A 24,134-nucleotide genomic window follows, 5' to 3' on the forward strand; every position below is an offset into this window, starting at 1 on the left:
TTCAGTTGGTGCGGAAGGTCTAGTGGGTTTCGCCCTTGGGGGCGGGGACGAAGAGGCTGACGATGAACGCGGCGGCGGTGATGCCCACCGAGATCCAGAGGGCGGTGGCGTACCCGGCACTGGTCGCCTGGGCGGCGAACGGGGCAACAATCACGACGCCGAGGCTCGCCCCGATGCCGAAGGAGGCACCGTTGATGCTGGGCAGGGAAGCGGGTGCCTCCTTGGGCGAGAGCAGGACGGAGAGCCCGTTGATGGCGGTGAGGAAGAGGCCGTTGTAGAAGATGCCGAGTGCGGCGACGGCCACGATCACCGCGATCTGGTTGGAAGAGAACGCGGCGGCTGCCACGGCGCAGGCCAGACTCATCGCGGTGCCAGTGCGGAGGACCTTGATCCAGCCGCGGCGGCCGGCCAGCCAGCCGGCGAGCGGGGCGGCGAAGACGCCGATGAGTGCGGCCGGGGTGAGGAACAGCAGGGCGGAGAGGGACGGGCTGAGTCCGAAGCCGGAGCCCTTGTCCTGGCTGAGCAGCACCACGGTGAAGTTCATGACGGCGAAGATGCCGGCGAGGGTCAGAACGGTGCTGGCGATGACGGGCCACACCTGGCGGGAGCGCAGGTGGTGAACAGCGATGAGCGGGTGGCTGCGCCGATTCTCGATCATCCAGAAGGCGGCGAAGGACGCGATGGTGCCCGCCAGCAGGGCCAGGGTGCCGGGCGCGGTCCAGCCGGCGGCCGATCCGCCGGAGACGAAGTAGGTGATGAACACCAGGAACACCGAGAGCGAGCCCGCTCCCCACCAGTCCATCGCGCCGCGGACGTGCTGCGGCCGGCCCTTCGGGACGGTCTTGAGGATGCAGCCGGCGGCGACGGCGGTGAGCACCAGGACAACGGTGAAGATGGACCGGAAGCCGATGGTCTCGGACATCAGGCCGCCCACGTAGCCGTCCACTCCCCCGATGCCGCCGTTGATAGCGGCGATGATGCCCACGGAGGTGCCGAAGACGCGCGGCTGCAGGTTCTCGCTGAGCACGATGTAGGACAGCGCGAAGACGGCGCTGGACACGCCCTGCAGGAAGCGGCCGGCTATGAGCAGCGGCAGGGTGGGCGCGGCGATGCAAAGGATAGTGCCGGCGCCCATGATGGCCAGCACCAGCAGGAGCGCGGTGCGGCGGCCGATGAAGTCGCTCCACCGTCCGATCACGGGCCCGGCGATGGCGCCGGCGAGGAAGAACATGGACTGCACGGGGGCGGCCGCCTCGGGGGCCTGGCCGAAGCTGGCGGCGATCTGCGGCAGCGCCGGGGTGACCATGCTGGCGTTGAGCTGGAAGGACAGTACGCCGAGCAGCAGCGTGGAGATGAGCAGGGCGGCGGGACGGCCGGCAAGTCTGTTCACATCAGTTTCGCTTTCGACGGCGGTGGGCGGCGAGGTGGTGGCGCTGGCTGGGGTGTTCACATCAAACTCCATTGTTCTCTGCAGGGGATCCTGCCGATGGGAAATCGGTTGTTATACAACCATGTATGACGAACAAGTACAACCATGCCGTACACTATTTCCTAATTCAGCCGCGCTTGGCTCGACCTGATAGGACTTCCTCATGAGCACTCAGCTTCCTGCCGTCACCGTCGTCGGCAGCATCAACCTGGACATCATCGCCACTACGGACCGGCTCCCCACCGCCGGCGAGACCATCGGCGGTGGCGTCCTGCAGCAGCAGCCCGGCGGCAAGGGAGCCAACCAGGCCGTGGCCGCTGCGCGTCTTGGGGGAAGCGCCCGGATGGTCGGCGCGGTTGGTGACGACGCCCAGGGGCGCCTGATGCTGGAGTCTCTTTCCGCAGCTGGCGTGGACACAACGGATGTGGCAGTGCTCGACGACGACGCGACCGGCACCGCGCTGATCGTGGTGGACCGGGACGGCGAGAACCAGATCGTGGTGTGCCCAGGGGCCAACTCGGGGTTTTCTCTGGAGGGCGTTTCGTTTGCCCCGGATGAGACGGTGCTGTGCCAGCTCGAGGTCGGCCTGCCGGTCGTGCTGGAGGCCGGCCGGAAGTCTGCTGGGTTCTTCGTGCTTAACGCGGCGCCTGCGATGGACCTGCCTGCGGAGCTTCTGGAGCGGTGCGACCTCGTGATTGTCAACGAGAGCGAGTACGCCCTGATCCCGGCCCTCGCGGAGGCGAAGCTGGTGGCGGTGACGTACGGGAAGGATGGCTCGGCGATGTTCGAGCACGGCCGGAAGGCCGCCGAGGCGCCAGCTGCTGCAGTGACGGTGGCGAACACGATCGGTGCCGGCGATGCATTTTGTGCGGCGCTGGTGCTGGCGCTCCGGGCGGGGCTAGCTCACGCGACCGCGCTTGGCGTGGCTAATGCTGTCGGGGCTGATGCGGTGGGAGATCCCTCTTCTCAGCCGGCGCTGACTCCGTTGGCACACTATGTTGGGCTGGCAACCAGTTCACTTTGAGTAGTAGGCATTCGTTGAGGTCCTACGGACAACGAGGTCAGTCCCACGGCCTGTAAGGGTAGTGGCAGGATGGTGGCGTGACGAGCAAAACACGGAGCAGGGCTCCGAACCAGGAATGGGTACTAATGTACCGTCGTGGCCTCAGTCGGCGCCAGATAGCGGAACTAGTCAAGGCACCACAGGCGACCATTGGCTACCACCTCGGCATTGCCCGCAAGCTTGATCCTGGCCTGGAGGCCGACCATGAGGAGTCAGCCGGGAGGAAGCGCTCCAAGGTCACGGTTCAGGGCATTGAACGCATGCAGCAGCTGGTGGCTTTCGTGCAGGAGACAGGGCGCTACCCGTCACGGCAGAGCCGGAGCGTATCGGAGCGCACGTTGGCAGCGTGGCTGCAGCGCCGACGCCAAGAGGCTCGGACAGGGCTTCTGCCGTCAGCATTTCGGGACGGTCTAGCTGTACTGCCGGCTTGGCAGACACCGCCTCGTGTTGAAGCGGACGAAAATCGCTGGCAAGAGCGGCTTCAGTCCCTGGTGAGGTACCGGGCGGCCGGCCACGACTGGCCGCGCCACAAAACGTTTGTCTCCAGCGAAGAGCACGAACTCGGAGTTTGGCTGCACAGTCAGCGGTGCAAGCTTCGGAATGGGCAGCTCGACGTGGAGAAGGCCGACCTGTTGGACTCAAGCGCCCCTGGGTGGCGGTTGGGTAGGAAGCGTGGCAGACGGTCGCTGATCGATCCTAACCATGAAGAGGTCCAAACGCCTCGTAATACGGCCGTTCTGCTTCAGCACCCGGAAGTGATCCTGCGGGACGAACTCCTCCACTCCGCGGCAGCACGGCAATCACAAAACGCTAAGGGACAATGATCGGGACTTCGACGCCGACGGCTAACGTGTAACTCATCAAAAGATCGTTTGCTGACGTCGAGAATTAGAACGGTTGTGTACAGGGGAAACCCCTCAAACTAGCATAAAAGCATCTTGGGCCCCTCGGGGTTACCGCCGGTCTTCTCCCCGTTCCACCACGGAGCTAGGCAAGAGGTACCCGAGGCCATGCGTGGCCCTGTAACGGGCGATGACGGACCCAAGCGGGCATAGCCCTACGTGTCAGGCTGGACTTGAAGCCAACGCGGGCGAGGAGGAGCTACAGCCAGTTAGAGCGACTACAGGCTACTGAAGTAGGCCTTCATCGCTTCTTTGCTAATGACACCGACACACCGCTCACCCTCGCGGGCACCATATGATTCTCGAACGGCTCTCCACGGAGCACCCTTGTGCGACAGCTCGCTTAGCTGGAAGCCCGACATTTGCGAGTATGTATCCAAGACGCTACGCACAATGAGCTTTTGCTCAAGCTTCAACGCCTTTGGTTTCTCATGAGCCAACTCGCTCACGGAGCACCGGCCCCTGTGCTTCACGTAAAGCGGCGGAGACACCGGTCCATTAGCCCATGCCTGGAAATCCTCTTCGAATAAAGGTTTGTCGTCCCAGGCCAAGGCCCAGCCTTGGCTGAAGTAACAAAGCTTCTGCAGCTTCATCGTGGACATTTCCCCACGTTCCCGAAGAATAAAGGAAGCAACGTCGAGAATACTCACGGTCATAGTCGTCTCTCCTTTACGTCGAACACTTGAGGACGTCGTGTCTGGTTACCATATAAGCCGGGTCTGACCTTCGGGCCAAGACGCGCCGTCACGGCGTTCTCCCAGCAAAACCCGTTGCATCTGCCGAGCGGACCACTTTAGCTTGGACGGGAGTCAGTGGGCTCTTGGGCTTAGGAACGTCTGCGGTCTCATCTTTTAAGCCGTGAGACAGCATGCCGGCCAAGACACGGACCCACTCGCGATCGGCACTGGTAAGGTCACCGACCTTTGGAGCGTCTACGGTCAGGAGACCCAGCGGAGTCAGCTTCTTTGAGTCGAGAACCGGGGCTGAAACGAAACAGTTATAAGCGGTCTTCTTCACGTTTACCAACCGTTTCCAGCCATCGGAATCCTTATATATGTTGGGAACACACAGATCCTTGCTCAAACGAGTCCTGTCAATCATCTCTTTCGCATGATCCCGGTTATCAGCATCCTTGTCGCCCGCGTAATAGCTCAAAGGCATGCCATTGTTGAGGTCAAGAGCGGCGCGCTTCTTGAGATACACCAAGGCACCGTCCTCAGCCTCCCCACCCTCCAAGACGAAGAACCCAATTCTTACTTTCCGTTCACGGAACAACTTGGGCCCGCACTTTTGAACCACATCCGTGAAATAAGCTTGAAACTTATCACTGTCTGTAAGACGCCCCATTGCCGTCTCCAAGTCTGTCAGCAGTTCTAGCGCATCCTCCGACACCGCTTTGCCGTCTCGCTTGGACTTCTTGCCAGCGAAGTGCTTGTCAAACCCAGAGAGAATGGCAGCACTGACTGTACAAACCAGCGGGACGTAGAACCGTACGTCCTTGTACACGGGGTCTCCTAGCCTCTCCAAGGCGTTCCAAACGCTGAAACCTCCCGCTGTGGCCATGATCGCGGTAGTAATAAGGACCGAAGTACCGCTACCCCAGAAGGTCCACTTGGCCCTCTTTCCCGCCAAACTCAAATGACTCCCCCAAACGTCTTGTGCGCTCCTATCATACGGTGGACATGCCGCCTCGGCCGCTCGTACTGGCGCCAAGCGCCTCGCAGCCCCTGTGGACTGGGATTATTCCTTATCGTTACGCATCAATGGCCATAGGTTTGGGCCGCTCAGAGAGCATGGGTGAACTTCGGCAAGCCCGAGAGGCGCCCACTGCTCCGTCATGCCAAGCCTTCCAATTGTCCTAATTTACGATCATGCAAGGTCTGATCGCTTCCCTTCAGCCGCCGGCTCACCGCCACTCGCCCCGACCCCAATAAATTTTCAAGTCCTAGATCAGGGAAGGTCAGGTTCCGTATCCTCCAGATCAAGCAAAGATGTCTGCTCTGGGTGCAATCCCTTGCTCGGGTTGGCGGTGACGTCATTTGTCGCCGCGGCCTTGGGTCTCGAAGCGGACGACGGCGGTGCAATTCTTCTGTCGATGACCGGTTCGTTCGTACGAAGGCTTCGGTACGAACCAATGTGGTCGAGGTGGCCCGATACATGCCGGCCCGCAATGGTGCCAAGGCAGCGAAGCGCCACGGACATCAGCCCGTGGTGCTCGGTAGAAAAGAGATGTGCGAAAGCAGGGGCCTTCCACGCGTCACCGCCCAGCGCCGCGTCAAAGCAAACAAGCTCAGCGGTCTGAAGAAGTTCCCGTGCCACGACAGGGTTGGCGCGAAGACGCTCCACGAAGTCCACATAGTCGTTGAGGTAAGCCGGAGGCTCGGAAATTATTTGCCGCAGCGAAGGATATGGGGCCCGCAATGGTTCTGCGCCTGCCTCGATGTACCTACGGTGGGTTCGTTCTTGGATGTGGCCGACCAGCGCGTCCGCGCGTTCTAGTAGCGGTAGAAGATATAGGTCGTCAGCGTTTCCTACGGTTAAGGCACGTCCAAGCCGCTCGAGTAGCGTGGCGGAAGGGATTTCATCTAAGCGCCCGGCATCCTGTACGGCCGCGAGGATAACTGCAATCAAGGCATGCGAAGATAGCACGGTAGCCGCCGGTTCCGGAATGCCTCCCTGGCGCTCAGCAGCTTTGCCAAAGGCTTCGACAGCAGACAAAAGAGCCGGGGAATCGGCCATGAGTCCCCCACCTCTAAGGAACTTTGTCACCGCTACTGGCAAGTCAGGAAGCCCTTTGAGTTGCGTGTCCGTCCTTGCCTCTGCGGCCAAGCAGGCGGCGCCGTCCAGATGTGCAAATCGTTCAGGTAACCAGGCATGGGCCCGTTCGCGAGTGGAAAGTGAAGCCTCGTCGAGAACAGCGATACCAAGTTTTCGGGCCACAGCGCGACCCCGCGAACTCACGGTCTGTCGAACCAAAGTAACTCGGTCGAGGGCCAGAAGTTGGCGGAAACCTGCTAACCAAACGAGTGTGTAGGGCTCCCCGCTTTGCCCCCTGCCGCTCTTGCACTCAAGACTCGACCTAGTTGAACGCAAGCGCGAATCGACGTCGATCGAAAGGATGTCGATGTCCGTAAGCACATCCCGCCCCTGTTCCGCCCCGTCTGCGGAAACGGGGACACGAAGGCGAACGAAGGCACCTTCTGCGAACTCCAGCCGTGCAACCCGTCGTTCAAAGACGCCGCCTTCTGTATCCTCCGGCCCTGTTCCCGGCTTGGGATCAGCACGTCGGCGTGTTTTTGGCTTCGCTCCACCCGCTGTGGACGACGAGGATTTACCAGCTTGAGCTTCACTTTTTTCCGGCGTCACTGTACTTGTCCCATGCTGCGCCGAGCCGGGACTTCACGAAGCGCAGCAATGAGACGTGCTTCCTCCGCCTGATCACGGTCGGTCGTAAGGGCAATCTTGGCGCGCTCGCGATCTACGTGCACATAGGAGCGCTGTCCCTCGAGGGAGGCGGCATTGTGTCCACCCGATCCCGAGGCCTCGCGGGCAGTGAGCACCTTCAAGGCGTCTTCTGCGACGTCAGTCTGCAGCAGTTCCAGTTGGTACCGATTCGATGAATGTCCATCTACGACTCGAACAATCCCTGCCTTCTCAAGCATCGGATAATCGGTACCAATCGATGAGGCGTTCCCTGCGATCCCGCGATTAATGAGTGCGCGCAAGAACACAGCGGGGTCTCGGAGCCGGTATGCCGCGAAGGTAGCTGCATAAATCATGGATCCAACGAGTTGTCGTACCTGGCCAGAGGCGTCCCCAGCAGTTCCTCCAAACGGATCGCGGCCTAGGTGTGGCGTAAATAGGAACCCTCGCTCCTGCCCTTCCGATGTCTGAATCACTGATCGCTGGACCAGACCCTGCGATACGGCAAAGTTGATCCATTTTTTCTCAGTCGAGGTCACTTGGCTCTCAGGCATGCCAGGATTAGTCGCCAACTCCTCCAGTAGCGCGCCAACTTCTTTGGTGCCATGGGCATCGGCAGCCTTTAGTGCCGACCGGATAACTGCGTCACCCTGCGTCCAAACGTTCGGGTTGTATAGGACCGTTCGACCGTCGTCGGCCAACACTTCCCGAACCAAGCCGGTGTGCATCAGATGCCGAACTGCATCTTCAGCGGTCTCGGGCAATGAACTAACACCCTCCGCTGCGTAGGCCGCATCCAAAACATCTGTCATCACGAGGGGCTGGATCGTGGTTGCTCGCAAGACTGCTAGGGCAGCACGTTCCATTGGCCCTGCCATCAGCACGTTGAGCACCCTTTCAGAAGCGGCGACCAAGTCATTAGGCGCGGGAATCGTCTCCACGACGGCAGTTGCTTCTCCCTTGGCATCCCGGTGAACATCGACCCAGCCGAGCGCTTCAAGGGTCTTCACAACGTCGGCCAACGAGCGCTTCCCGAGCCCGACATCCAAGCCAATAGCTCGGACACGCGCAGGGCTACTCGTAGTGCTGCCTCGCAGCCTAAAGGAAACATCAAAAACCCAGCCGGCGAACTCCAACTGCTCGAGGGCAGCCCGTTCCGGTCCCATCTGGTAAGCCGCTAGGTGCCGAGACAAGCCAAGCACGAGCTCGGTGTCTGTCAGGATCGGCATCTTCCCCCCAAAAATCGAAGTCTCCTACTGTTGAACGTCGGACACTGGACAACTCAAAAAGGTCTGAAACAAATGTACTAGCAACCCGGACGACGAGGGGGAACGCCCCATTCATATTTGGCCAAAGGGTGAACGCGGGCGAGGCCGTTCTCTAGCCTTCAACCCCGGCCGGTCGCAAGCTTAAAGATGGCCTTCTCAACTTGTACTCGACTTCGTCCATACGGCTGACCCCAGCAAGCCAGCAGGTCCAGGTACTTTGCGTATGAAGCAGTTTTCTTATCTAACAGAACGCTCGCCTCGTTCGCGAGCCATCCGGCAATTTTGTCGTCGAGTATTGGGGCGGCTTTCGGGTCGTCTGGACTTTCCTGTGCGGATACGAAGTACAACCACTTTGTGAAGTATGAACGTCCGAAGTGCTTGATAGCCCCTTCGTTGTTCAGGAGCCGGTAGGCCTCTTCAGCTCCGGCTTGGCGCGCCGACTGGACCGCATCCTCGAGCCGATCACTCACGGATGGAAGGACAGGGAGCGATGCTGGAGGGACGCTCCGGTCAACAGTCTCGGTAAGAATCCAACGCGTTCGAAGCGCGCCCCGGCCCGATGTCGTACCCCAGCCCCACACCATGGCCGGAACGAATGCGGACAACACCCGTCCAGAGGTAAGTTCGGACATCGCCGCTTCCCGGATCGTCTGACGGTCAACCCTGTCTGGAAGTTGTCCCAAGATTGCGAGCACCTCGGGCCTGTCGTGCATCTGCTCAAGCCATGGTTGCCGTATCCAGGGAAAGGACTCTTGCGGAGTCGGCTCATCTTCGAGGAGGGCGATAAGCGCCGAAGGTATACCTGTCGTCATAATGCCATCCTCTGTCGTCTAGGCCTGACTCCACGTCAGCGCCACGGACCTGTCTTAGCATGTCCTCCTGGCCCCACGACTACCTGATGCAGTCCGAAGCAAGCAACCACGGGTTTGAAGGGACCGGGCCTTGGCATTTGGCATGAGGCTGCACCCACCAAGGTGATACCAGTGAAGCGCACCAGAACGAACCTGATTTCGCAGGGTTCACGCTGACCTTTGACATACGTGAAGAAACCAAAGAACCCCGCCCCTCCCTTGTAATTACTGGGAACAACGGGGTTCTAGCTGGTGGCTCCGACCGGCGTCGAGCCGGTGAACTTTCGATTTTAAGTCGAACGCCGAAGTCCAGCCACACCCTAGACGTGGAGCGGAGGCCTGCTCTTACCGGAGGCGTACCAAAAGTCCGCAGTAATTCCGGGCCAATCAACGGCGCGTCTTACCCGGCAACTGCGCCGAAGAAGTCGTCCTCAAAGAGTTCGTTAAACCATGGCAATCAACACGGACGAGCACTAATTTTCGTCCTTGGGCGGCTAGTTCACGAGTCGCAGCGTAGCCCTAGATTTCTGGCCACCGCCTTCGCCTTCAACGACCAGGGGAACCAGCCCAAACATGTGCGCGTTGAGTTCCTTTACTTCCAAGTGGACCTCATTAGCAACGTCGGCGGGAGAAATGCCATCGGCTCTCAGTGCCGAAAGTATCTTCCGGAGGACCTGAGAAGTTTCGGGAACGGTGGCGTTCTGAGGCTCGCCCCTTCTGTACCCGGACCGCGAGAGCTGTATGCACAGGTCCCGGTAACCCCATTCCGTCACCATCTCCAGTTCTCTGAGACGGTGAGCCAAGGCCATCGCAGCCACGCGCCAGCGCTTCTTCGCCGTGATGACGGTTTGAGCTCCGACATTCCACAGTGGTAACGACATGACATCCTCCCTCGGCATCAGAAAGGCCGCCGCGAATCGATGGGCTTGCGCTTCCGCTTCCCGCCCTGACGGCGGATTCTCCTCAGCGTGGAGAACCAAGTGTCCAAGTTCGTGGGCGGCGTCAAACCGTTGCCGTTCACCGGACTTCGAGGTATTCATGAGGATGAACGGTGTCTTGTGCCGGAAGAAGCTGAACGCATCGATCTCCACCACGTCCATGGCTAAGCTGAAGACTCGGACGCCGTGTGCTTCCAAAACGTCCAGGAGATTTGGGATAGGCGCTGTACCAAGGCCCCACTTCTCCCTGACCACTCGTGCAGCTGTCTCCGGATCGTAGCCGGAAAGCGTGGGCAGTTCTGGTGTCGGCAGTGCGAATCGCTCGCCCATCCAGGTAGACATCACCACTGCTATCCTGCCAGCTGAGATTGCCGAATTTCTAAGCGCGGCCGATGTCTTGGACATGGCTCTAAAACTCACCGCTGCCGTAGGAATCTCTTCAACGTCCGGCCCCGTGAAAAAGGCCACAGGGAAATTAAGCTCCTTTGCCAACTGATCCAGCGTCTCAGGTTGGGGCCCGCGCTCATCGGTTTCCCAACGGGTAACAGTCCTGGCGTTGACGTCGAGTTGCTGAGCGAGCCCTGAGCGGGTCAGTCCTCTGCGCTCACGCGCCAATGCAAGACGCGACGGGTTCCATCGTAGAGTGCTGGTGCTCACAACCGGCTCACGGGAATATCGATTTCTGCATCAGGCGTGTCAGGTTCGATCAAGTCGATGTCGATCGCTGCGCCGTCATTGGGAACGGGGTGGAGAATAATGCGTTCGTCCCAACCCGCAATTCGACCATGACCGTCGAATCCAATGGGCTTAGAAATCTCGCTGCGAATCTCGTGGGAGTTTACAAACACCATCAATGTCCAGAGCGAATATCCGGAGTAAGCATCGTTTGATTCCTGAGGAGTCCCAAGGCCGTACTCCGCGAAGTCAAACGCGCTCTGGTTGTTGTCGACAGCTGACCGCATCGCCACGCCCTTCGGGTACTTCGAGCGGGGATACTTCTTGAAGGTGAGATAAGGAATGCCCGTGGCCTCGTCGCCACTCGTGACGACCAACACAATCCGACGATCATCGTTTACGAGACGGCAGATGTTCTGTTTGTCGTCGCGGCGCCATCCGCGTGGTCTGAGCACTTGTGACAAGGTATTGACCAATTCAAAGTAGCGCACCGAACCCGGCGACCCAGGGGGATAAAGCCCGCGGTCGAATTCCTGTGCGGCATGATGAGCTCGCAACACTACTCGGTCTCGGATGTCCGATTCACTCAAGTCAAACGTGCGCAGCAACCTGTCTTCTACAGTTTCCGGCTGCCTTGCAGCGTAGAGTTCCATGGGGCTCCGCTCGTTCTTGATGTCCGTTTTTCGAACCTCGTATGAGGTAACAAAACCAGACATGGCCGTGCTTGTCCAATTCGCTGAGGCCCAGAGCCCTGCTTGAGATGTTTGTTTGGCGCGGCCGGCCGGTTGATCTTTACGCGTTTCATAGAAGGCGGGTGGGAAGATCGCGAAGCTACAGCCACCCGAGTTAGCTTGTCCCACCTCCCTCTTCACAGAAGCCCTCGGTCAGGCCGAGGTGGCCTCCACACCCACGCATACCTCGGAACGCTGGCGTATCGCCCGTCAGCGCCCCTACGCCCCAGTCGGGGAACGGCCGCGATTGTCTCAGAAACATCCACAAAACATCCACCTGCGGAGGAACCTGGGGGTCTTCAGAGGAATCCGAAGGATGGGAGCAATTCAGGCTCTGGCCGTCGAGACAGAAAAACCCCCGGAATCTCGCCGATTCCGGGGGTTCGCTCTGTAGCGGTGGGGAGGCTCGATCTCCCGACCTCACGATTATGAGCCGTTGGGTCCCTCGTGGTTTATTGTGCCACCGCAGCCGCAGTAGCGAACACATCCCCCGGCATTGGCCGGTGCAGCTTCCAGGTGATAGCAATGGGCTTCTCCCCTGAGTGCTGGACATAGTCCACCTGCCCCAAGCACGTGTAGGGAACAGTCAGTCCTGTCTCGTCCTCGGCGGTATCCCGTGTGAATAGCAGGATGTGCGACTCGTGCTTCAGCCTTTCCAAGTACCGCTTGCCCGTCGGGCTGCTCGGCGAAGTTGCATTCTGCGACTCCCAGTGGAACAGCTCGCGGCTGATGGCATAGTCCTTGTACATCGTGCTGGCGGAATGGTTTTTGTCGTCCTTGTTGAGGGTCACAAAGAACGCGTCTGTAGCCGTTGCCGGGCACCAGGCCACGCCTTCACGGTGCTTAACGTTCTTTCCCAGCTCCAGTGATCCGTACTGCAGAGCGGCAAGAACCTCCTCCCGCCGGTACGTGGCGTGGGTGAGCACCGGGATGTGCTGCAAGCCCGCGCCCAGACCCTTCGCGGCATGTCTGGACTTTGCCACTCCGAGCTTGACGAGCTGGCGGATCTCGCCGCAGACAAACTGGTACCCGCGCAGATAGTCCAGGCCGGCGTCGTACGACCCAAAACCACCACCGTCGTCCCACAGCGTGTAAAACAGCATGCGGGCGAAGGTCTGCTCTCGTCGGCCGAGCTCCCCGTAGCCTGGTGCGCCCGGGCTGACGAGCATGGCGTAGGCCTCCGCCCGTTCCAGGTCATCAACGTGAATTAGTGCCGCCATCCGGGCGAGCAGTCTCTTCTCATCGTCATCCGACAGATCATGGATTTTTCCGCTGAGGACTGTTTCGAGCGGCGAATATCCCTCGATCAGCTCGGTCTGACGAAGGTACCCGGTCCAGGAGTCCTTCGTGGAACGGTAGATGGATTTCAGCTCGCTGCCTGACTTCTCCAGGTACGCTTCCAGGTCCGTTTCCCCGTACGAGGCTATGTCCTGCACCAGCTGGGCTCGGTTAACCTTCAGCTGTGCTTTGATGTTCTCCAGCACCACGTTCTGCGCCACCCGGTCCAGCACGATCTGCGAGCCGGACGGAAGGAACGGAAACTCGTCCTCCACTGCTTTCTCCAGCTCCTTGCGGCCATAGCCGGTCAGGGCGCGGTACCTCAGGTCGAAACGGAACTCCCGGCGCTGCTGGCCAATGAAGTCCAGCACCGTGAGCACGGACTTGTTCGAAGCCCTGCGCAGCCCCCGGCCCAACTGCTGAAGAAAAATCGTGGCGCTTTGCGTGGGCCGGAGCAGCAGTATGGTGTCCACCTCGGGCAGGTCCAGGCCCTCGTTAAACAGGTCCACGGCGAAGATGCAGTTGATCTCGCGGGACCGCAGCCGTTGCAGCGCGAGGGCGCGTTCGGCGTCGTCCGTTTTGCCCGAAACCGCAACGGAGGCTATCCCCGCCCGATTGAAGACCTCGGCCATGTAGACGGCGTGCTGCACGGAGACGCAGAAGCCAATGGCCCGCATCTCGGCCGTGCCGGTGACCTTGTCCCGCAGCTCCCGGATCACCTTTCCCGCGCGTGCCTCGTTGCCGGTGTAGAGGGCGTCGAGCTGGCCGACGTCATAACTGCCGCGCTTCCACTCCAGGCGGCTGAGGTCGACGTCGTCTGAAACCCCGAAGTAGTGAAAGGGCACGAGCAGATCTGCGTCGAGAGCATCCCACAGCCGGAGCTCGCTGGCCCGCCGCCCATCAAAAAACTGCTTGGCGACATCGACGCCGTCGCCGCGCTCAGGAGTAGCCGTCAGGCCGAGAAGTTCCTCCGGCTGGAGGTGGTCTATGAGGCTCCGGTAGGTGGGTGCCTGGGCGTGGTGGAACTCATCGATGACGACGACGTCAAAGTCCTCAGGCTTGATCTTGTCGATGCCCATCGCGGCGAGGGACTGGACGCTGGCGAAAACGTGCTGCCAGTCCTTTGGTTTGTGCTCGCCGACGAACAATTCTCCAAAGGAACCCTTCTGCAGCACGTCACGGTAGGTGCGCAGCGATTGTTTGAGGATCTCCTGCCTGTGTGCCACGAAGAGCAGGTTCAGCTCCCTGCCCGCCGCTTCGCACAGTCGCTTGTAGTCCAGGGCTGCGATGACCGTCTTGCCGGTACCGGTGGCGGCGACGAGCAGGTTGCGGTGGTGGCCCTTGTCGCGTTCCGCTTCGAGGTCTTCGAGCATCTCAACCTGGTGGAGAAAGGGCTCGACCTCCAGGCCAGTTGCCGCATCCGGTGCAGCTGTGAGTCTGCCGCCGTTCCGGGCAAGCGCGGCGTCCAGCCTGTCGGCGTCCCGGTCCGGGTCATAGCTGTGGAAGGCGCGCTGTTCCCAGTAACTGTCGAAGGTGACCTCGAACTTCTTCAACAGCTCTGGTGTGGCGACAGAGCTGAGGCGGACGTTCCATTCCAGCCCATCCAGAAGGGCGGCGCTGCTCAAATTGGAGCTGCCAACGTAAGCCGTGTGGAAGCCTGAGTTACGGCGGAACAGCCAGGCCTTGGCGTGCAGGCGGGTTGAGTGACTTTCGTAGCTGATCTTCACCTCCGCGCCGTACCGCTGGACCAAGTGGTCGATCGCCCGGCGTTCTGTGGCGCCCATGTAGGTGGTGGTGATGACGCGGAGCCTGACGCCGCGGTCCTTCAGCTGTTCCAGGGCTGGCTCAAGGAGCCTCAGCCCCGTCCAACGAATGAAGGCGCATAGCAGGTCGACGGTGTCTGCCGATTCGATCTCGGTACGGAGCTCAGCGGCGAGGTTCGGGTCGTCCTTGCTGTTGGTGAGCAGGGCTGAGTCTGACAGCGGCGTCGTAGGCCGGCGGAGTTGGCGGCGTTTGAGCGTGGTAGCACGGTGGAGGGAGTGGAGCTGCGTCGGGCCATCGGCGACCCGGTCTGCTGTGTCCAGTTCCTGGAGGAGACGGTTAGCCAGGGCAACTCGGTCTGCAGGCCTGGCTGCGGCGAGGGCCTGGCGGACAGCGTTGCCCACGTGCCGGGACAGGACGTCCGGAGTGTCTTCGTCAGCGAAATTTGCGAAGACTGGTTGCAGCCCTGAATCTGTGTTCAATAGATTGCCGAGTGCGTTCGTGTTGAGTAGCTCATACAGGCCCTCCGGCAGCTGCTCTGCTGCCCGTCCCCCGATAATGTTAGTCACTGCGCCAGGCTAATTGCTCGACGGGACAAAGGCGAACGGACAGCAGGCCGAATTGGCCTCGATTCGGAGCCAGAGCTCCATACGATTGGGCAAAGGCACATTGGCTGGGCAAGCCTGGACTCGCCCAGCCAATGTGCGCATGCTTAGACGGGGTGATCATTTCACTGAAGCTATCGTCTCTACCTTGAACGCTGGAACGGTAGTGTTCCCACGTATTTGTGTTTCATAACTAACAGAGCCTAGCGACGTTGCCGTAATGCGGACCTCATCATCGCTCACGAATCCGTCAAGGGACGGACAGTTTGAACTTCCATCGCCACCGCGGAAAACAGAGTTTTCGTCATAGTCCCACGAGTTTTCCATTTTCTTGTGGGCGATACCGGCGCGGAAGATGCACTTTCCCGTTGCGGCATCAAACTGCGTTATCTTGGCGTAGAGAACCATCGTCTTTCCCGAATAGCTGTCAGGGCTTTTGACCAAGAGCGCCAAGTCCCGCTCGCTGAGCTCAGTCGCTGCATCAATTTGCGCCTGCGAAACTTGGGAGCGATCCTTCGATTGAAGCTGCGAGTCAGGGGACGAAGAACTCAGGCTCGACCCAATGATCGCGCATCCTGCGAAAAGTGCAATCACGATAGCCAGCAGCACCAGCCAAAAGATAGGCCGCCTTTTCTTGGGTTTAGACCGTGTAAATGCGAATTCAGGCGCCGACGCTCTCCCAGAGGCAAAAGCAGCGTAAGATTCGAAGGCGGGTTCATCCACCCAAAGCTGCCATCCCTTTGGTGGCGGTCCCCACGCGGGATCCGGCAGCCACCCAGGCGGCGGAGTCCAACCGGCAGGAGGGGCAGGCCAGTTCGGCGGCGGGTTGAATCGTTTAGTCATGGTGTTAAATTTCCCCTGATTCGTGCGGCTGCACTGAATGTACCTTGCCGGTGCAGAAGTCGGGCAAATTTGTCCACAAAGTAACTCCTGGCGAGCCCAGAACTGCTAAGCAGATTCCATGACAAAAACGGTGGTGCCCGTATGAAGCCCATCCGGACTTCGATCTCCCCAAGGCGGCCGCCGTCGTCGAACGCTACCGGGCGGAAGGCAAGACGGTCCAAGTGCACCGCGTGCGGCAGAGTCCCGGACACCTTCGGTGGCCGCGCTGTACGGGGCGGCCGCTGCTGTCGTCACTCCACTGCGAGCGCTGGAGGAGGTCCGGCGCGGTGCGTCACTCTTGATCTAACGCTCTTCGGTCGCGTTCAGTCAGCCAAATGGCGTGGTCTATATGTGTGACAGTCTTTCCCAGTTTCGTTATGACATGCGCCTCAGTGACAACAGTCCTCGCCAGCTTTGACTGACTACAATTCCTAGGTTCTCAGCATCTGCAACCCGCTGAACCGCGCGGATGATCCATGTATCCGACTTCGTGTCGGGATAGCCGAGCTACATCCCGAAGTAATTGGGGGTGAAAGGGCCCAATCCGTGGGCTTCAAGGTAAGCAGTTCTGTGGGAAGGGCTCAGATGGTCGTACTGTTCGTGGGTATAGACCTCAGCACGGACGAGCTGTTCCTCTGCCTCCAGTAGTGCGGACGCCTTCGTCCTTCCATTGGTCACCTTATTGCCCAGACTGTCCTTCAACTCAGACTCCGACAGTTTTAGTAAGTCGCGGAGGTCCGAACGTGCCCGCTCATATTTGCCATAGAAGGCCGGCAACCGTTGGAGGAGACCCTTGTCCTATATTGCGTTTGCTTGGAATAGACGGCATCAAGTAGGGCCATACCGATTTGCCCTTCCCAGCCGTTTCGGTAAGTTCCAACCGCTCTTTAGGGATTTGCCTGACATCGCGCACGAACGCGTCGACGAGAGCATCCACGATCAGGCGGAGACAGGAACATTTACCGAGGCGAGGCAACCTTCCGGTTAAACTCGTGCTGGACAATAGCTGATCCGATGGTTCCAAGAAGGAGCATCAGCCAAAAAGCTGCGTGACGTCCCATGCCTCGGTGCGTGAATACCTCGACACCCACGGAGTATTTCCACAGCCAAACGATGTTGGCAATTGGCACGATGAGCAACCAAGCAGTGGGTACGCGCGTGCCATACTTATTCATTTCGTTCTTCGTTTTCACACTCCAAACCAAAGAGTAGATTCCGAACGTGACGAGGGGCAGAAGTAGGGGCGCTGCGATGCTGCGGTATTTCATAATTCTCCTTAGTACGTTTAATGGAACTGTCGGAGTAACACCTCTGGCGCAACACAGCGTCGTAGATTTCCCCCGAATGACCGTATCCGCCGTCCGTCCGGCGGGCAGTGAATCTGCGCCAATCTTGAGGTGATCCTGCGGGAAATGTCATGTTCGAGAGTCGTATTGACTTTTTCCTAAGCGCTACTTGGCACTCCATCTACCCGTCATCCCTGGAGCCTGGCGACGTTCGCATTCAACCGGGCGGCGTCGTCGCACGTCTTTCGTACTTGTCGTTGTGTCAGCCGTATTCTCGACTCCGAAGTGCCGGGCGATCCCTTCCCGGAGTTCAACGGCGGCCATGTCCGCCTTGCCCTCAGCGGGGGGCTTCTAAACAGGCACTGGCAGACCCTGCCTCGCGCAGAATAAATCCGGTAACTTTGTGGTTGGAACTTCCGGGTCAGTGACGTCCCTATCCGCCCCACGTCTTGAATGGATTCGCTCCCCCAATGTCTTCCGCCCTGCCCTTGCCTGCGCCCAAACGCTTCCCGCTCGCCGCGATGCTGGTCCTTGCCACCATCACGTTCACGGCCATCACCACCGAACTCATGCCGTCCCGCCTGCTGCCGCAGATCAGCGAAGGCCTGAAAGTCTCCGAGCCGGTGGCCGGCTACCTCGCCGCAGCCTACGCCGCAGTCATCGTGATCACCGTGATTCCGGCCGCCTGACTGCTGGCCAAGGTTCCTCGGAAGACCCTGCTCATCTCCCTCGTCCTCACCTTCGCGCTCAGCAACGTCCTGGTCGGGCTGGCACCCAGCTTCGCAGCGGCCATGGGCGCGCGGCTTGTCGGCGGCCTCGCGCACGGCCTGCTCTGGACCACCGTGGCGCCGTTCGTCTCGCGGGTGGTCCCGGCCGATAAAGTGGGCAAAGCCCTGGCCATCGTCTTCAGCGGCAACAGCCTCGGCATGGCCATCGGTGCACCCGTGGGCTCCGCGCTCGGCACGCTCCTCGGCTGGCGCGTCCTTCCTCTTCTTGGCCGGCTTCGGCCTGCTCCTCACGGGCCTCGCCGCCTGGCTGCTGCCGCAGGTTCGCCGGGTCCCCGATTCCGTTCGCCCCTCGATGCGCAAGGCCATGGCCCAGCCGGGCGTAAAATCCATTGCCATCGCCTGGCCGCTGCTGGTCCTGGCCCACTTCGCGCTGTTCACCTACATCGCGCCGTTCATCCGCGAGGCCGGCCTGCCCGACTACGCCATCAGCCTCTCCCTCACCGTCCTCGGCGCCTCCGGCCTGATCGGCATCTGGATCGCCGGCATCACCGTGGACACCCGCCCCCGCCGTTCGCTGCTGATCACGACGGCGGCGATCGCCGTGGCGATGCTCCTCCTCCCGCTCGGCGGCGGAATCTTCCCGATCGCCATGGTGCTCATGACCGTCTGGGGCGCCGGCCTCGGCGCGATCGGCATCTTCAACCAGGCGGCCATCCTCCGCGCCGGCGGCGAATACCGCGACGCCGCCAACGGCCTCACCGGTCTGACCATCCAGCTCGGCATCACCATCGGCGCCCTCTACGGCTCCGCCGCCCTGGTCCTCGCCGGCCCGCTCATGGTTCCCGTCGCCGCGGCGTTGCCGGTCGCCGTCGCCCTTGCCATCACGCTGGCGGGCAAGCGGCACGCCTACCCCGCCGGCCCCAAAGAGCGGGGCTGGTCGGAGCCAAAAGCCGCGGAGCCGGTACTGCAGCACTAACGACGTGAGCGTCCGTCAAGCAGTCCTCGATTCACCTGGGCCCAGTTACGCCATCGGACGTTGGCCTACACTCATGGTCGTGTCTACATATGAACCTGCCGAGCTCGCACGCGAACTGGGCTATACCGATGAGCAGCGACCGGGATTGGTCGTCCGGAATTATCTGCGGAAAAAGTACCCAGATCACCCGAAGTACCAGCGGTGGGTGCTAGATGAAACCCAAGCAGCTGATGTTCGCGCCAACGTGCCGGGAAAGCGCTGACAGTACCGGGGCAAAATAGGGCCGTCACTGGGCCGCTTGTATGACGCGAGACGGCGGGGCATGCAGCTAGGTCACATCACCGTGGGGCCTATTGGGACGGTCCCCCGTGAGCAGCCTGCGCCTCCTCGTAGCTGCTGCTGTCGAACGGGAGGCTGTCGATCTCCAGCAAGGGGTTGTGGTCCTACGTCGCCACCAGCTCGCGGGCCGCTTCTTCCGAGTCCACGCTCGGCATGGAACGGGGCAGGTGCCGCTGGGCGGATTCCGGCAGGAAGTAGATGGCGACCGCCGCGATGGCTGATGTCGCCATGAGGTGAAAGGCCGGCATTGGAACCCAAAGACCGGGAGCGGCTTGCCGACAAGTACCAGAACGCCCTGCAGCTGCTCGGCCGCCAATAGCAGTCTGCCCGGCCGTGTCGTCGGTGGTCAGCGGGTTGCCGCCTGCCTACATGCCGATAGTGTTGGGGCATGACAGCACATGGGGGAAATTGCTGGTCGCGGGGTATCGCCCTGTTGCTGGTATTGGCCAGTTCCGGAATCGCCCTTAGTGCCTGCGAGTACCAGGACGCCGGCCCGTCTCCGTCTAACGCGTTGGGCACAGTCTCCCCGCCGGCGCCACAGGCCGGCCCGTCCACCGTAATCTCCTCACCAGCGCCCCCTCCCCTGCCAAAGGTCGACCCCACCATCGCCCACGTCCAGGCGAGAAACGGGGCGCAACTGGATAGGCGCCTCGGCCTCGCGCCCGACGGTCTTGTCATGGGTGGATCAGGCGGACTGGGCAATGACGGATTCCGGTCGTCGGCCCATGGAATACCAAAGGGAAGCTACACAATTACCGCTGAATGTGTGGGAGTGCTCAAAGCATCGCTGAGTGTCTTCCAGTCCGACCGACGAGGAGGAACGACGCATGAAGTGTCCCTCAACTGCGGAACCACAGCGCGCACGAAACTGGATCTTGGGGCAGGACCCGTGTCCGTCCACATCACCCGCATGACCACCGAGCCGGGCCTCCCTGCCGTCGCCGGATTCTGGATGGTCCCGGCGGCGTGATGGGAAACTCTGCGGGAATCGTCGCCAGAAACTGCCGCGCGGGGGTGACCGGCAATGGCTGGGATATGCTCGCTTGCGGCCGGAACCGGTATCGACACCAACCGTAAGGGACGGGAAAATTCTTTGGATCCATTGAGCGGCATGAGCCGTGACGAACTCGGCATCTTTTCTTGGGTTGCGGCCGCCGTCTTCGCGCTTGCAGTCGGTGTTTGGCGTCCCCGCAAGCTGCATTGGACTGTGCTTGGCTCGGTTCTGCTCTTCGCGGCCCTCAATGCCGGTGCCGGGATCTACGTACTCAACCATGTCGGTGATCCGCGCTGGTCTGCAGGGGAACCGCCGCTGACGGCTCCGTCGTTTTCCGGGACGCCCATGGTGGGGCAGTTTCTCGGCCCCCTAGACTCCGCTCTAAACGGAGTGGTCAGCGGAGTGAACGCGTTCCTGGCATTCAAGCAGGCACTGCCCGTGGCGCTGGACTTCCTTGGTACGTCCGGCTGGGCCCTGCTGGCGTCGTTCCCGCTTGGCATTCTTGCCTCGGTTGTCAGTTACATCATGGATAGGCGCCGAACGGCAGACTTTGAAAAATACCGGGCCACCGTCGACCGGCTCAAAGTTGAGCTTGAGGAGATCAAGGCGCAGATCCCGTCAATGAATTCCGTCGGCACGGCACTCCCTGCAGAGGACGACGTCACTGATGTGCGGCCAACACCGACACGCTAAGGATGATGACGGGGAGGAGTTCCTAACCCTTCGAGCCGTACTTGGCCAGGAGCATGAGCGAGTACCGGGATGCCGCCAACGGCCTCACCGTCCTGACCATCCAGATCGGCATCACCGTCGGCGCCCTCTACGGCTCGGCCGCCCTGGTGCTGGCCGGCCCGCTCATGGTTCCCGTCGCGGCGGCGCTGCCGGCCGCCGTCGCCCTTGTCATTACACTCGCCGGTAAACGGCACGCCTACCCGGCTGGACCCAAGGAGCGCGGCTGGTCTGAGCCGAAACTCAGGGCGCCAGTCAGCCAGTACTAGCAGCAAAAGAGGCGGGCCGACGTCGAACGCCGACGTCGGCTCCCCATCTCCCCGGCTGATTTACGCGCGCCCTCCAACGGTCTCAAGAATGCCTGCGACCTCATCGGACTCGCCGCGTGCCACGAAGCGCTGGCGGATCTCGCCCAGGCCTTCGATGGAGCTGACAAGCTCATCGCCGGGTACCAGGTACTGCTGGGGGGACCGGCCGAACCCGACGCCGTCCGGTGTTCCGGTGAAGATGAGGTCCCCCGGGTAGAGCTCGACGATGGAAGACAGGTGGTGGATCAGGTACGGCAGGTTGAACACGAGGTTCCGGGTGGTGCCCTGCTGAAGCACCTCGTCGCCACGCGAGCAGGTCATCGAAAGATTCCCGGAGTCGGCCACTTCGTCGCTTGAGGTGATCCAGGGACCGGTCGGCGCAAATCCTTTGTAGGACTTGGCGATGGAGAACTGCGGTGCTCCGCCGCCGGCGAACTGCAGTTCGCGGTCCGACAGGTCCTGGCCCACCATGTAGCCGGCCACGTGCTCCAGCGCGGACTCCTCGGGAATGTCGCGGCCGCCGGTGCCGATGACTGCCACCAGTTCGACCTCCCAGTCCACGGAGGTGCTCGGCAGCTCGACGGTGTCGGCGGCCCCGATTAGCGAGGACACGTACTTGGTGAAGACGGCCGGCGTGGTGGGCAGCGACAGGTTGACCTCCGCGGCGTGGTCCTTGTAGTTCATGCCGATGGCGAACACCTGCCGGGGTGAAGAAACAGGAGCCTGGAGTTCATCGGCGCTGATCGTCCGTGCGCCGCCCTGCTCGAAGTCGGCGAATTCAGCCCAGCCCCGCAGGGCTTCCCAGTCGGTGAAAAGTTCCGAGACGGAGGAGCTGAACCGCCCCTGGCTGGCTTCTGCGATGTCGAGCCCGCGGATCTGGGCGTCCGACGCTTGGATCAGGTGTGCGCGGTTGTCGACGGTTCCAATGAGCATTACTTGCCTCCGGTTGTTTTGCGGTAATTGGGTAGGTGTGTTGCGGCGGCCTCGGCCAGGACCCCGGCGCCTTGGGCGAGCATGAGGACGTCGGCGCTGAGCAGGAAAAGCCCGACGTTCAGCCCCGAGAACTCCGCCATCTGTTCCGGCGACGTGACGAAGAGGGCTGTGGCCAGCCCATGCGCCTTCGTCCGGGAAAGGATCTCCCTGACTGTTGCAGTGTGCGTTTCGGACCAGATTTCTTCGCCCATGGAGGCTGCGAGATCGTAGGGCCCCACCATGATCATGTCCACGCCTTCCACCATGCAGATGGCGTCTAGGTTGGCCAGCCCGGCCGCCGTCTCGATCTGCACGATAACGTAGCTGTGGTCGTCGGGGTCCGGAGCGTACCCGGCCTCGGCGCCGTAGCGGCTGGTCCGGCTTAGTCCAACGCCCCGCCCTCCCAGGGGAGGATAAAGCGCAAACGAGACGGCGGACCTGGCCTCATCGGCGGAGGAGACCCGCGGAATGATGACGCCTGCTGCCCCGGCATCCAGGACCTGGCTGATGAGCGGCCCAGATCCGGGAACCCGGACCAGCGGAACGCTGCCCGCCCCTTCGGCGGCCCGGATTCCCTCGGAGATGTCTTTCAGGTCATAAATGGAATGCTCGGCGTCAAGGCACACCGCCTTGAACCCGGCCCGGCCGAGAATCTCAACCGAGGCCGGGTGCGGCATGTTGACGAACGTGCCGACCAGCGGCGCCGCCCGCAGCACTCCGCGCATCAGGCGATCGCGACCGGCACGGAGCGGGTAAGCGCACGCACGTGGTCGCGGTTGAGTTCGCTAACGGAAGTGACCCCGAGCAGCGCCATGGTGCGCTCGATCTCGGAGGACAGGATATCGATGCAGCGGGTGACGCCGGCTTCCCCGCCGGCCATCAGGCCGTAGAGGTACGCCCGTCCGATGAGGGTGAAGTCCGCACCGAGGGCGATGGCCGCCACAATGTCGGCCCCGCTGGTGATTCCGGTATCAAGCATGACGGTTCCGCGGTCCCCCACCCGGTCCACGATCCGCGGGAGCAGGTGGAAGGGTACCGGCGCACGGTCCAACTGTCGGCCGCCGTGGTTGGAGACCACGATGCCATCGGCCCCGTGCTCGAAGGCGCGTTCCGCGTCGTCGACGGTTTGGATGCCTTTCACGATCAGGTGGCCCTTCCACACTTCCCGCATCCAGCGAAGATCCTCAAAGGTCACGCTCGAGTCGTAAAGGGTGGACACCAGGTCACCGAGCGATCCGCTGCCCTCCCGGTCGAAAGCGAAGGTGTAGGGCTCGGTGGTGAGGAAGTTGATCCACCATTCCGGCCGATATGACGCGTCCAGCAGTGTCTTGAGAGTCAGCTGCGGCGGGATGCTCATGCCGTTGCGCAGGTCGCGGACCCGGTTGCCCGTCGTCGGGACGTCCACGGTAATGATCAGGGTGTCGTACCCCGACTTTGCGGCGTTCTCAATCAACTCCAGGGACAGGTCGCGGTTCTTCCAAAGGTAGAGCTGGAACCATCGCCTGCCGTTCGGCGCCGTCGCTGCCACCTCCTCAATCGACGTCGTTCCCACGGTTGAAAGGGAATAGGGGATCCCGGCCCTGGCGGCTGCGGAAGCGACGGCCCGCTCCCCTGCCGAGTGCATCATCCTGGTGAACCCGGTGGGCGCCATGCCGAACGGAAGGGCGGATTCTTTCCCAAGTACCGTCGTCGTCATGTTAACGTCGGTGACATCGCGCAAAATGCCGGGCTGGAATTCGACGTCCAGGAAAGCCTGCCGCGACCGCTCGATGCTGATTTCGTGATCGGCGGCGCCGTCGGTGTAGTCAAACGGTCCGGCAGGGGTGCGCCGCTTGGCAATGCGCCGGAGGTCGGCGATCGTGTGCGCGTTGGACAACCTGCGGGCGGTGGCATTCGCCTCGGGCATTTTGAATTTGAGCAGCGGGGCGAAGTCCTTGACCTTGGGGACCTGACGCTTGAGTGACACCATTTCTTATCCTCTGTACTTTCGAAATCT

The 24,134-nt window shown here is 61.3% G+C and carries 20 protein-coding genes and 2 pseudogenes; 6 read left to right on the forward strand and 16 right to left on the reverse strand.

Annotated features, from left to right (window positions below; all coding sequences use genetic code 11):
- Nucleotides 1-19: 19 nt before the first annotated feature.
- Nucleotides 20-1,450, reverse strand: coding sequence for an MFS transporter (locus DBZ45_RS04740; RefSeq protein WP_111902990.1), 1,431 nt, complete (start codon nt 1,448-1,450; stop codon nt 20-22).
- A gap of 142 nt (nt 1,451-1,592) precedes the next feature.
- On the opposite strand from DBZ45_RS04740, the gene DBZ45_RS04745 reads away from it, so the two are divergent.
- Together DBZ45_RS04745 and DBZ45_RS04750 are read left to right on the forward strand one after the other, a co-directional pair.
- A complete protein-coding gene (locus DBZ45_RS04745) occupies nt 1,593-2,453 on the forward strand; it encodes a ribokinase (protein ID WP_111902792.1) in 861 nt (286 codons plus the stop codon).
- A 299-nt stretch (nt 2,454-2,752) separates the two neighbouring features.
- Nucleotides 2,753-3,316 (forward strand): helicase associated domain-containing protein, encoded by a 564-nt coding sequence (locus tag DBZ45_RS04750; protein ID WP_223256948.1) that lies wholly within the window; start codon nt 2,753-2,755, stop codon nt 3,314-3,316.
- Between the two features lie 296 nt (nt 3,317-3,612).
- Here the strand turns inward: DBZ45_RS04750 and DBZ45_RS04755 are convergent, their stop codons facing one another.
- The 11 genes and pseudogenes from DBZ45_RS04755 to DBZ45_RS04805 form a co-directional block, all read right to left on the reverse strand.
- Complete coding sequence (locus DBZ45_RS04755; protein WP_111902794.1) at nt 3,613-4,050, reverse strand: Panacea domain-containing protein; 438 nt, start codon at nt 4,048-4,050, stop codon at nt 3,613-3,615.
- An 88-nt stretch (nt 4,051-4,138) separates the two neighbouring features.
- Nucleotides 4,139-4,900 (reverse strand): hypothetical protein, encoded by a 762-nt coding sequence (locus tag DBZ45_RS04760; protein ID WP_146617454.1) that lies wholly within the window; start codon nt 4,898-4,900, stop codon nt 4,139-4,141.
- A 444-nt stretch (nt 4,901-5,344) separates the two neighbouring features.
- Nucleotides 5,345-6,133, reverse strand: coding sequence for a hypothetical protein (locus DBZ45_RS22610; RefSeq protein ID WP_146617455.1), 789 nt, complete (start codon nt 6,131-6,133; stop codon nt 5,345-5,347).
- 623 nt (nt 6,134-6,756) lie between these two features.
- A complete protein-coding gene (locus DBZ45_RS23150; protein WP_223256925.1) occupies nt 6,757-7,839 on the reverse strand; it encodes a hypothetical protein in 1,083 nt (360 codons plus the stop codon).
- A 365-nt stretch (nt 7,840-8,204) separates the two neighbouring features.
- Nucleotides 8,205-8,897, reverse strand: coding sequence for an 8-oxoguanine DNA glycosylase OGG fold protein (locus DBZ45_RS04775; RefSeq protein ID WP_111902797.1), 693 nt, complete (start codon nt 8,895-8,897; stop codon nt 8,205-8,207).
- A gap of 533 nt (nt 8,898-9,430) precedes the next feature.
- A complete protein-coding gene (locus tag DBZ45_RS04780; RefSeq protein WP_262982846.1) occupies nt 9,431-10,342 on the reverse strand; it encodes an ImmA/IrrE family metallo-endopeptidase in 912 nt (303 codons plus the stop codon).
- Nucleotides 10,343-10,345: 3 nt separating this feature from the next.
- Nucleotides 10,346-10,531, reverse strand: a pseudogene (locus tag DBZ45_RS23615) (helix-turn-helix domain-containing protein); the annotation flags it as partial.
- Nucleotides 10,528-11,265 (reverse strand): hypothetical protein, encoded by a 738-nt coding sequence (locus tag DBZ45_RS22615; protein ID WP_190243011.1) that lies wholly within the window; start codon nt 11,263-11,265, stop codon nt 10,528-10,530. The pseudogene DBZ45_RS23615 and the gene DBZ45_RS22615, both read right to left, overlap by 4 nt.
- A 467-nt stretch (nt 11,266-11,732) precedes the next feature.
- Nucleotides 11,733-14,852 carry a DUF3427 domain-containing protein gene (locus tag DBZ45_RS04790; protein WP_440130502.1) on the reverse strand — a complete coding sequence of 1,040 codons (3,120 nt, stop codon included), beginning with the start codon at nt 14,850-14,852 and terminating at the stop codon, nt 11,733-11,735.
- Between the two features lie 192 nt (nt 14,853-15,044).
- Nucleotides 15,045-15,533, reverse strand: coding sequence for a hypothetical protein (locus DBZ45_RS04795; RefSeq protein ID WP_190243012.1), 489 nt, complete (start codon nt 15,531-15,533; stop codon nt 15,045-15,047).
- Between the two features lie 1,232 nt (nt 15,534-16,765).
- The gene (locus DBZ45_RS04805; RefSeq protein ID WP_111902803.1) at nt 16,766-17,074 is read right to left on the reverse strand and encodes a DUF4234 domain-containing protein; all 309 of its coding nucleotides are present in this window, start codon (nt 17,072-17,074) and stop codon (nt 16,766-16,768) included.
- Between the two features lie 488 nt (nt 17,075-17,562).
- Between DBZ45_RS04805 and DBZ45_RS04810 the strand changes: the two are divergent.
- Nucleotides 17,563-18,796: pseudogene (locus tag DBZ45_RS04810) on the forward strand (MFS transporter).
- A 443-nt stretch (nt 18,797-19,239) separates the two neighbouring features.
- Here the strand turns inward: DBZ45_RS04810 and DBZ45_RS23445 are convergent.
- Nucleotides 19,240-19,365: a hypothetical protein gene (locus DBZ45_RS23445; RefSeq protein WP_317616946.1), complete on the reverse strand. Its 126-nt coding sequence runs from the start codon at nt 19,363-19,365 to the stop codon at nt 19,240-19,242.
- Nucleotides 19,366-19,967: 602 nt separating this feature from the next.
- On the opposite strand from DBZ45_RS23445, the gene DBZ45_RS22890 reads away from it, so the two are divergent.
- From DBZ45_RS22890 to DBZ45_RS04820, 3 genes are all read left to right on the forward strand, one after another.
- A complete protein-coding gene (locus DBZ45_RS22890; protein WP_190243013.1) occupies nt 19,968-20,105 on the forward strand; it encodes a hypothetical protein in 138 nt (45 codons plus the stop codon).
- A gap of 141 nt (nt 20,106-20,246) precedes the next feature.
- Nucleotides 20,247-20,822 carry a hypothetical protein gene (locus DBZ45_RS04815; RefSeq protein WP_111902804.1) on the forward strand — a complete coding sequence of 192 codons (576 nt, stop codon included), beginning with the start codon at nt 20,247-20,249 and terminating at the stop codon, nt 20,820-20,822.
- 53 nt (nt 20,823-20,875) lie between these two features.
- Nucleotides 20,876-21,127, forward strand: coding sequence for a hypothetical protein (locus tag DBZ45_RS04820; protein WP_317616944.1), 252 nt, complete (start codon nt 20,876-20,878; stop codon nt 21,125-21,127).
- Between the two features lie 60 nt (nt 21,128-21,187).
- Here DBZ45_RS04820 and DBZ45_RS04825 read toward each other — a convergent pair whose 3' ends face one another.
- From DBZ45_RS04825 to DBZ45_RS04835, 3 genes are read right to left on the reverse strand one after another with little or no spacing between them, the layout of a single operon-like run.
- The gene (locus DBZ45_RS04825; RefSeq protein WP_111902805.1) at nt 21,188-22,099 is read right to left on the reverse strand and encodes a fumarylacetoacetate hydrolase family protein; all 912 of its coding nucleotides are present in this window, start codon (nt 22,097-22,099) and stop codon (nt 21,188-21,190) included.
- Nucleotides 22,099-22,863, reverse strand: coding sequence for an HpcH/HpaI aldolase family protein (locus DBZ45_RS04830; RefSeq protein WP_111902806.1), 765 nt, complete (start codon nt 22,861-22,863; stop codon nt 22,099-22,101). The genes DBZ45_RS04825 and DBZ45_RS04830 overlap by 1 nt, the downstream gene beginning before the upstream one ends.
- Nucleotides 22,863-24,107, reverse strand: coding sequence for an alpha-hydroxy acid oxidase (locus tag DBZ45_RS04835; protein WP_111902807.1), 1,245 nt, complete (start codon nt 24,105-24,107; stop codon nt 22,863-22,865). Before DBZ45_RS04835 ends, DBZ45_RS04830 begins: the two co-directional genes overlap by 1 nt.
- Between the last annotated feature and the right edge of the window lie 27 nt (nt 24,108-24,134).

The sequence above is a fragment of the Arthrobacter globiformis genome, from assembly GCF_003261175.1.
In the GTDB taxonomy this organism is placed as follows: Bacteria; Actinomycetota; Actinomycetes; order Actinomycetales; family Micrococcaceae; genus Arthrobacter; species Arthrobacter globiformis_A.

Excerpts from the sequence above, each read along its gene's own strand:
- DBZ45_RS04830 (WP_111902806.1), bottom strand. The coding sequence starts at position 22,863 with ATGCGCGGAGTGCTGCGGGCGGCGCCGCTGGTCGGCACGTTCGTCAAC.
- DBZ45_RS22615 (WP_190243011.1), bottom strand. The coding sequence starts at position 11,265 with ATGTCTGGTTTTGTTACCTCATACGAGGTTCGAAAAACGGACATCAAG.
- DBZ45_RS04835 (WP_111902807.1), bottom strand. The coding sequence starts at position 24,107 with ATGGTGTCACTCAAGCGTCAGGTCCCCAAGGTCAAGGACTTCGCCCCG.
- DBZ45_RS04745 (WP_111902792.1), top strand. The coding sequence starts at position 1,593 with ATGAGCACTCAGCTTCCTGCCGTCACCGTCGTCGGCAGCATCAACCTG.
- DBZ45_RS04820 (WP_317616944.1), top strand. The coding sequence starts at position 20,876 with ATGAGCGAGTACCGGGATGCCGCCAACGGCCTCACCGTCCTGACCATC.
- DBZ45_RS04805 (WP_111902803.1), bottom strand. The coding sequence starts at position 17,074 with ATGAAATACCGCAGCATCGCAGCGCCCCTACTTCTGCCCCTCGTCACG.
- DBZ45_RS04750 (WP_223256948.1), top strand. The coding sequence starts at position 2,753 with ATGCAGCAGCTGGTGGCTTTCGTGCAGGAGACAGGGCGCTACCCGTCA.
- DBZ45_RS23445 (WP_317616946.1), bottom strand. The coding sequence starts at position 19,365 with ATGGCGACATCAGCCATCGCGGCGGTCGCCATCTACTTCCTGCCGGAA.
- DBZ45_RS22610 (WP_146617455.1), bottom strand. The coding sequence starts at position 6,133 with ATGGCCGATTCCCCGGCTCTTTTGTCTGCTGTCGAAGCCTTTGGCAAA.
- DBZ45_RS04775 (WP_111902797.1), bottom strand. The coding sequence starts at position 8,897 with ATGACGACAGGTATACCTTCGGCGCTTATCGCCCTCCTCGAAGATGAG.
- DBZ45_RS04825 (WP_111902805.1), bottom strand. The coding sequence starts at position 22,099 with ATGCTCATTGGAACCGTCGACAACCGCGCACACCTGATCCAAGCGTCG.
- DBZ45_RS04755 (WP_111902794.1), bottom strand. The coding sequence starts at position 4,050 with ATGACCGTGAGTATTCTCGACGTTGCTTCCTTTATTCTTCGGGAACGT.
- DBZ45_RS04815 (WP_111902804.1), top strand. The coding sequence starts at position 20,247 with ATGAGCCGTGACGAACTCGGCATCTTTTCTTGGGTTGCGGCCGCCGTC.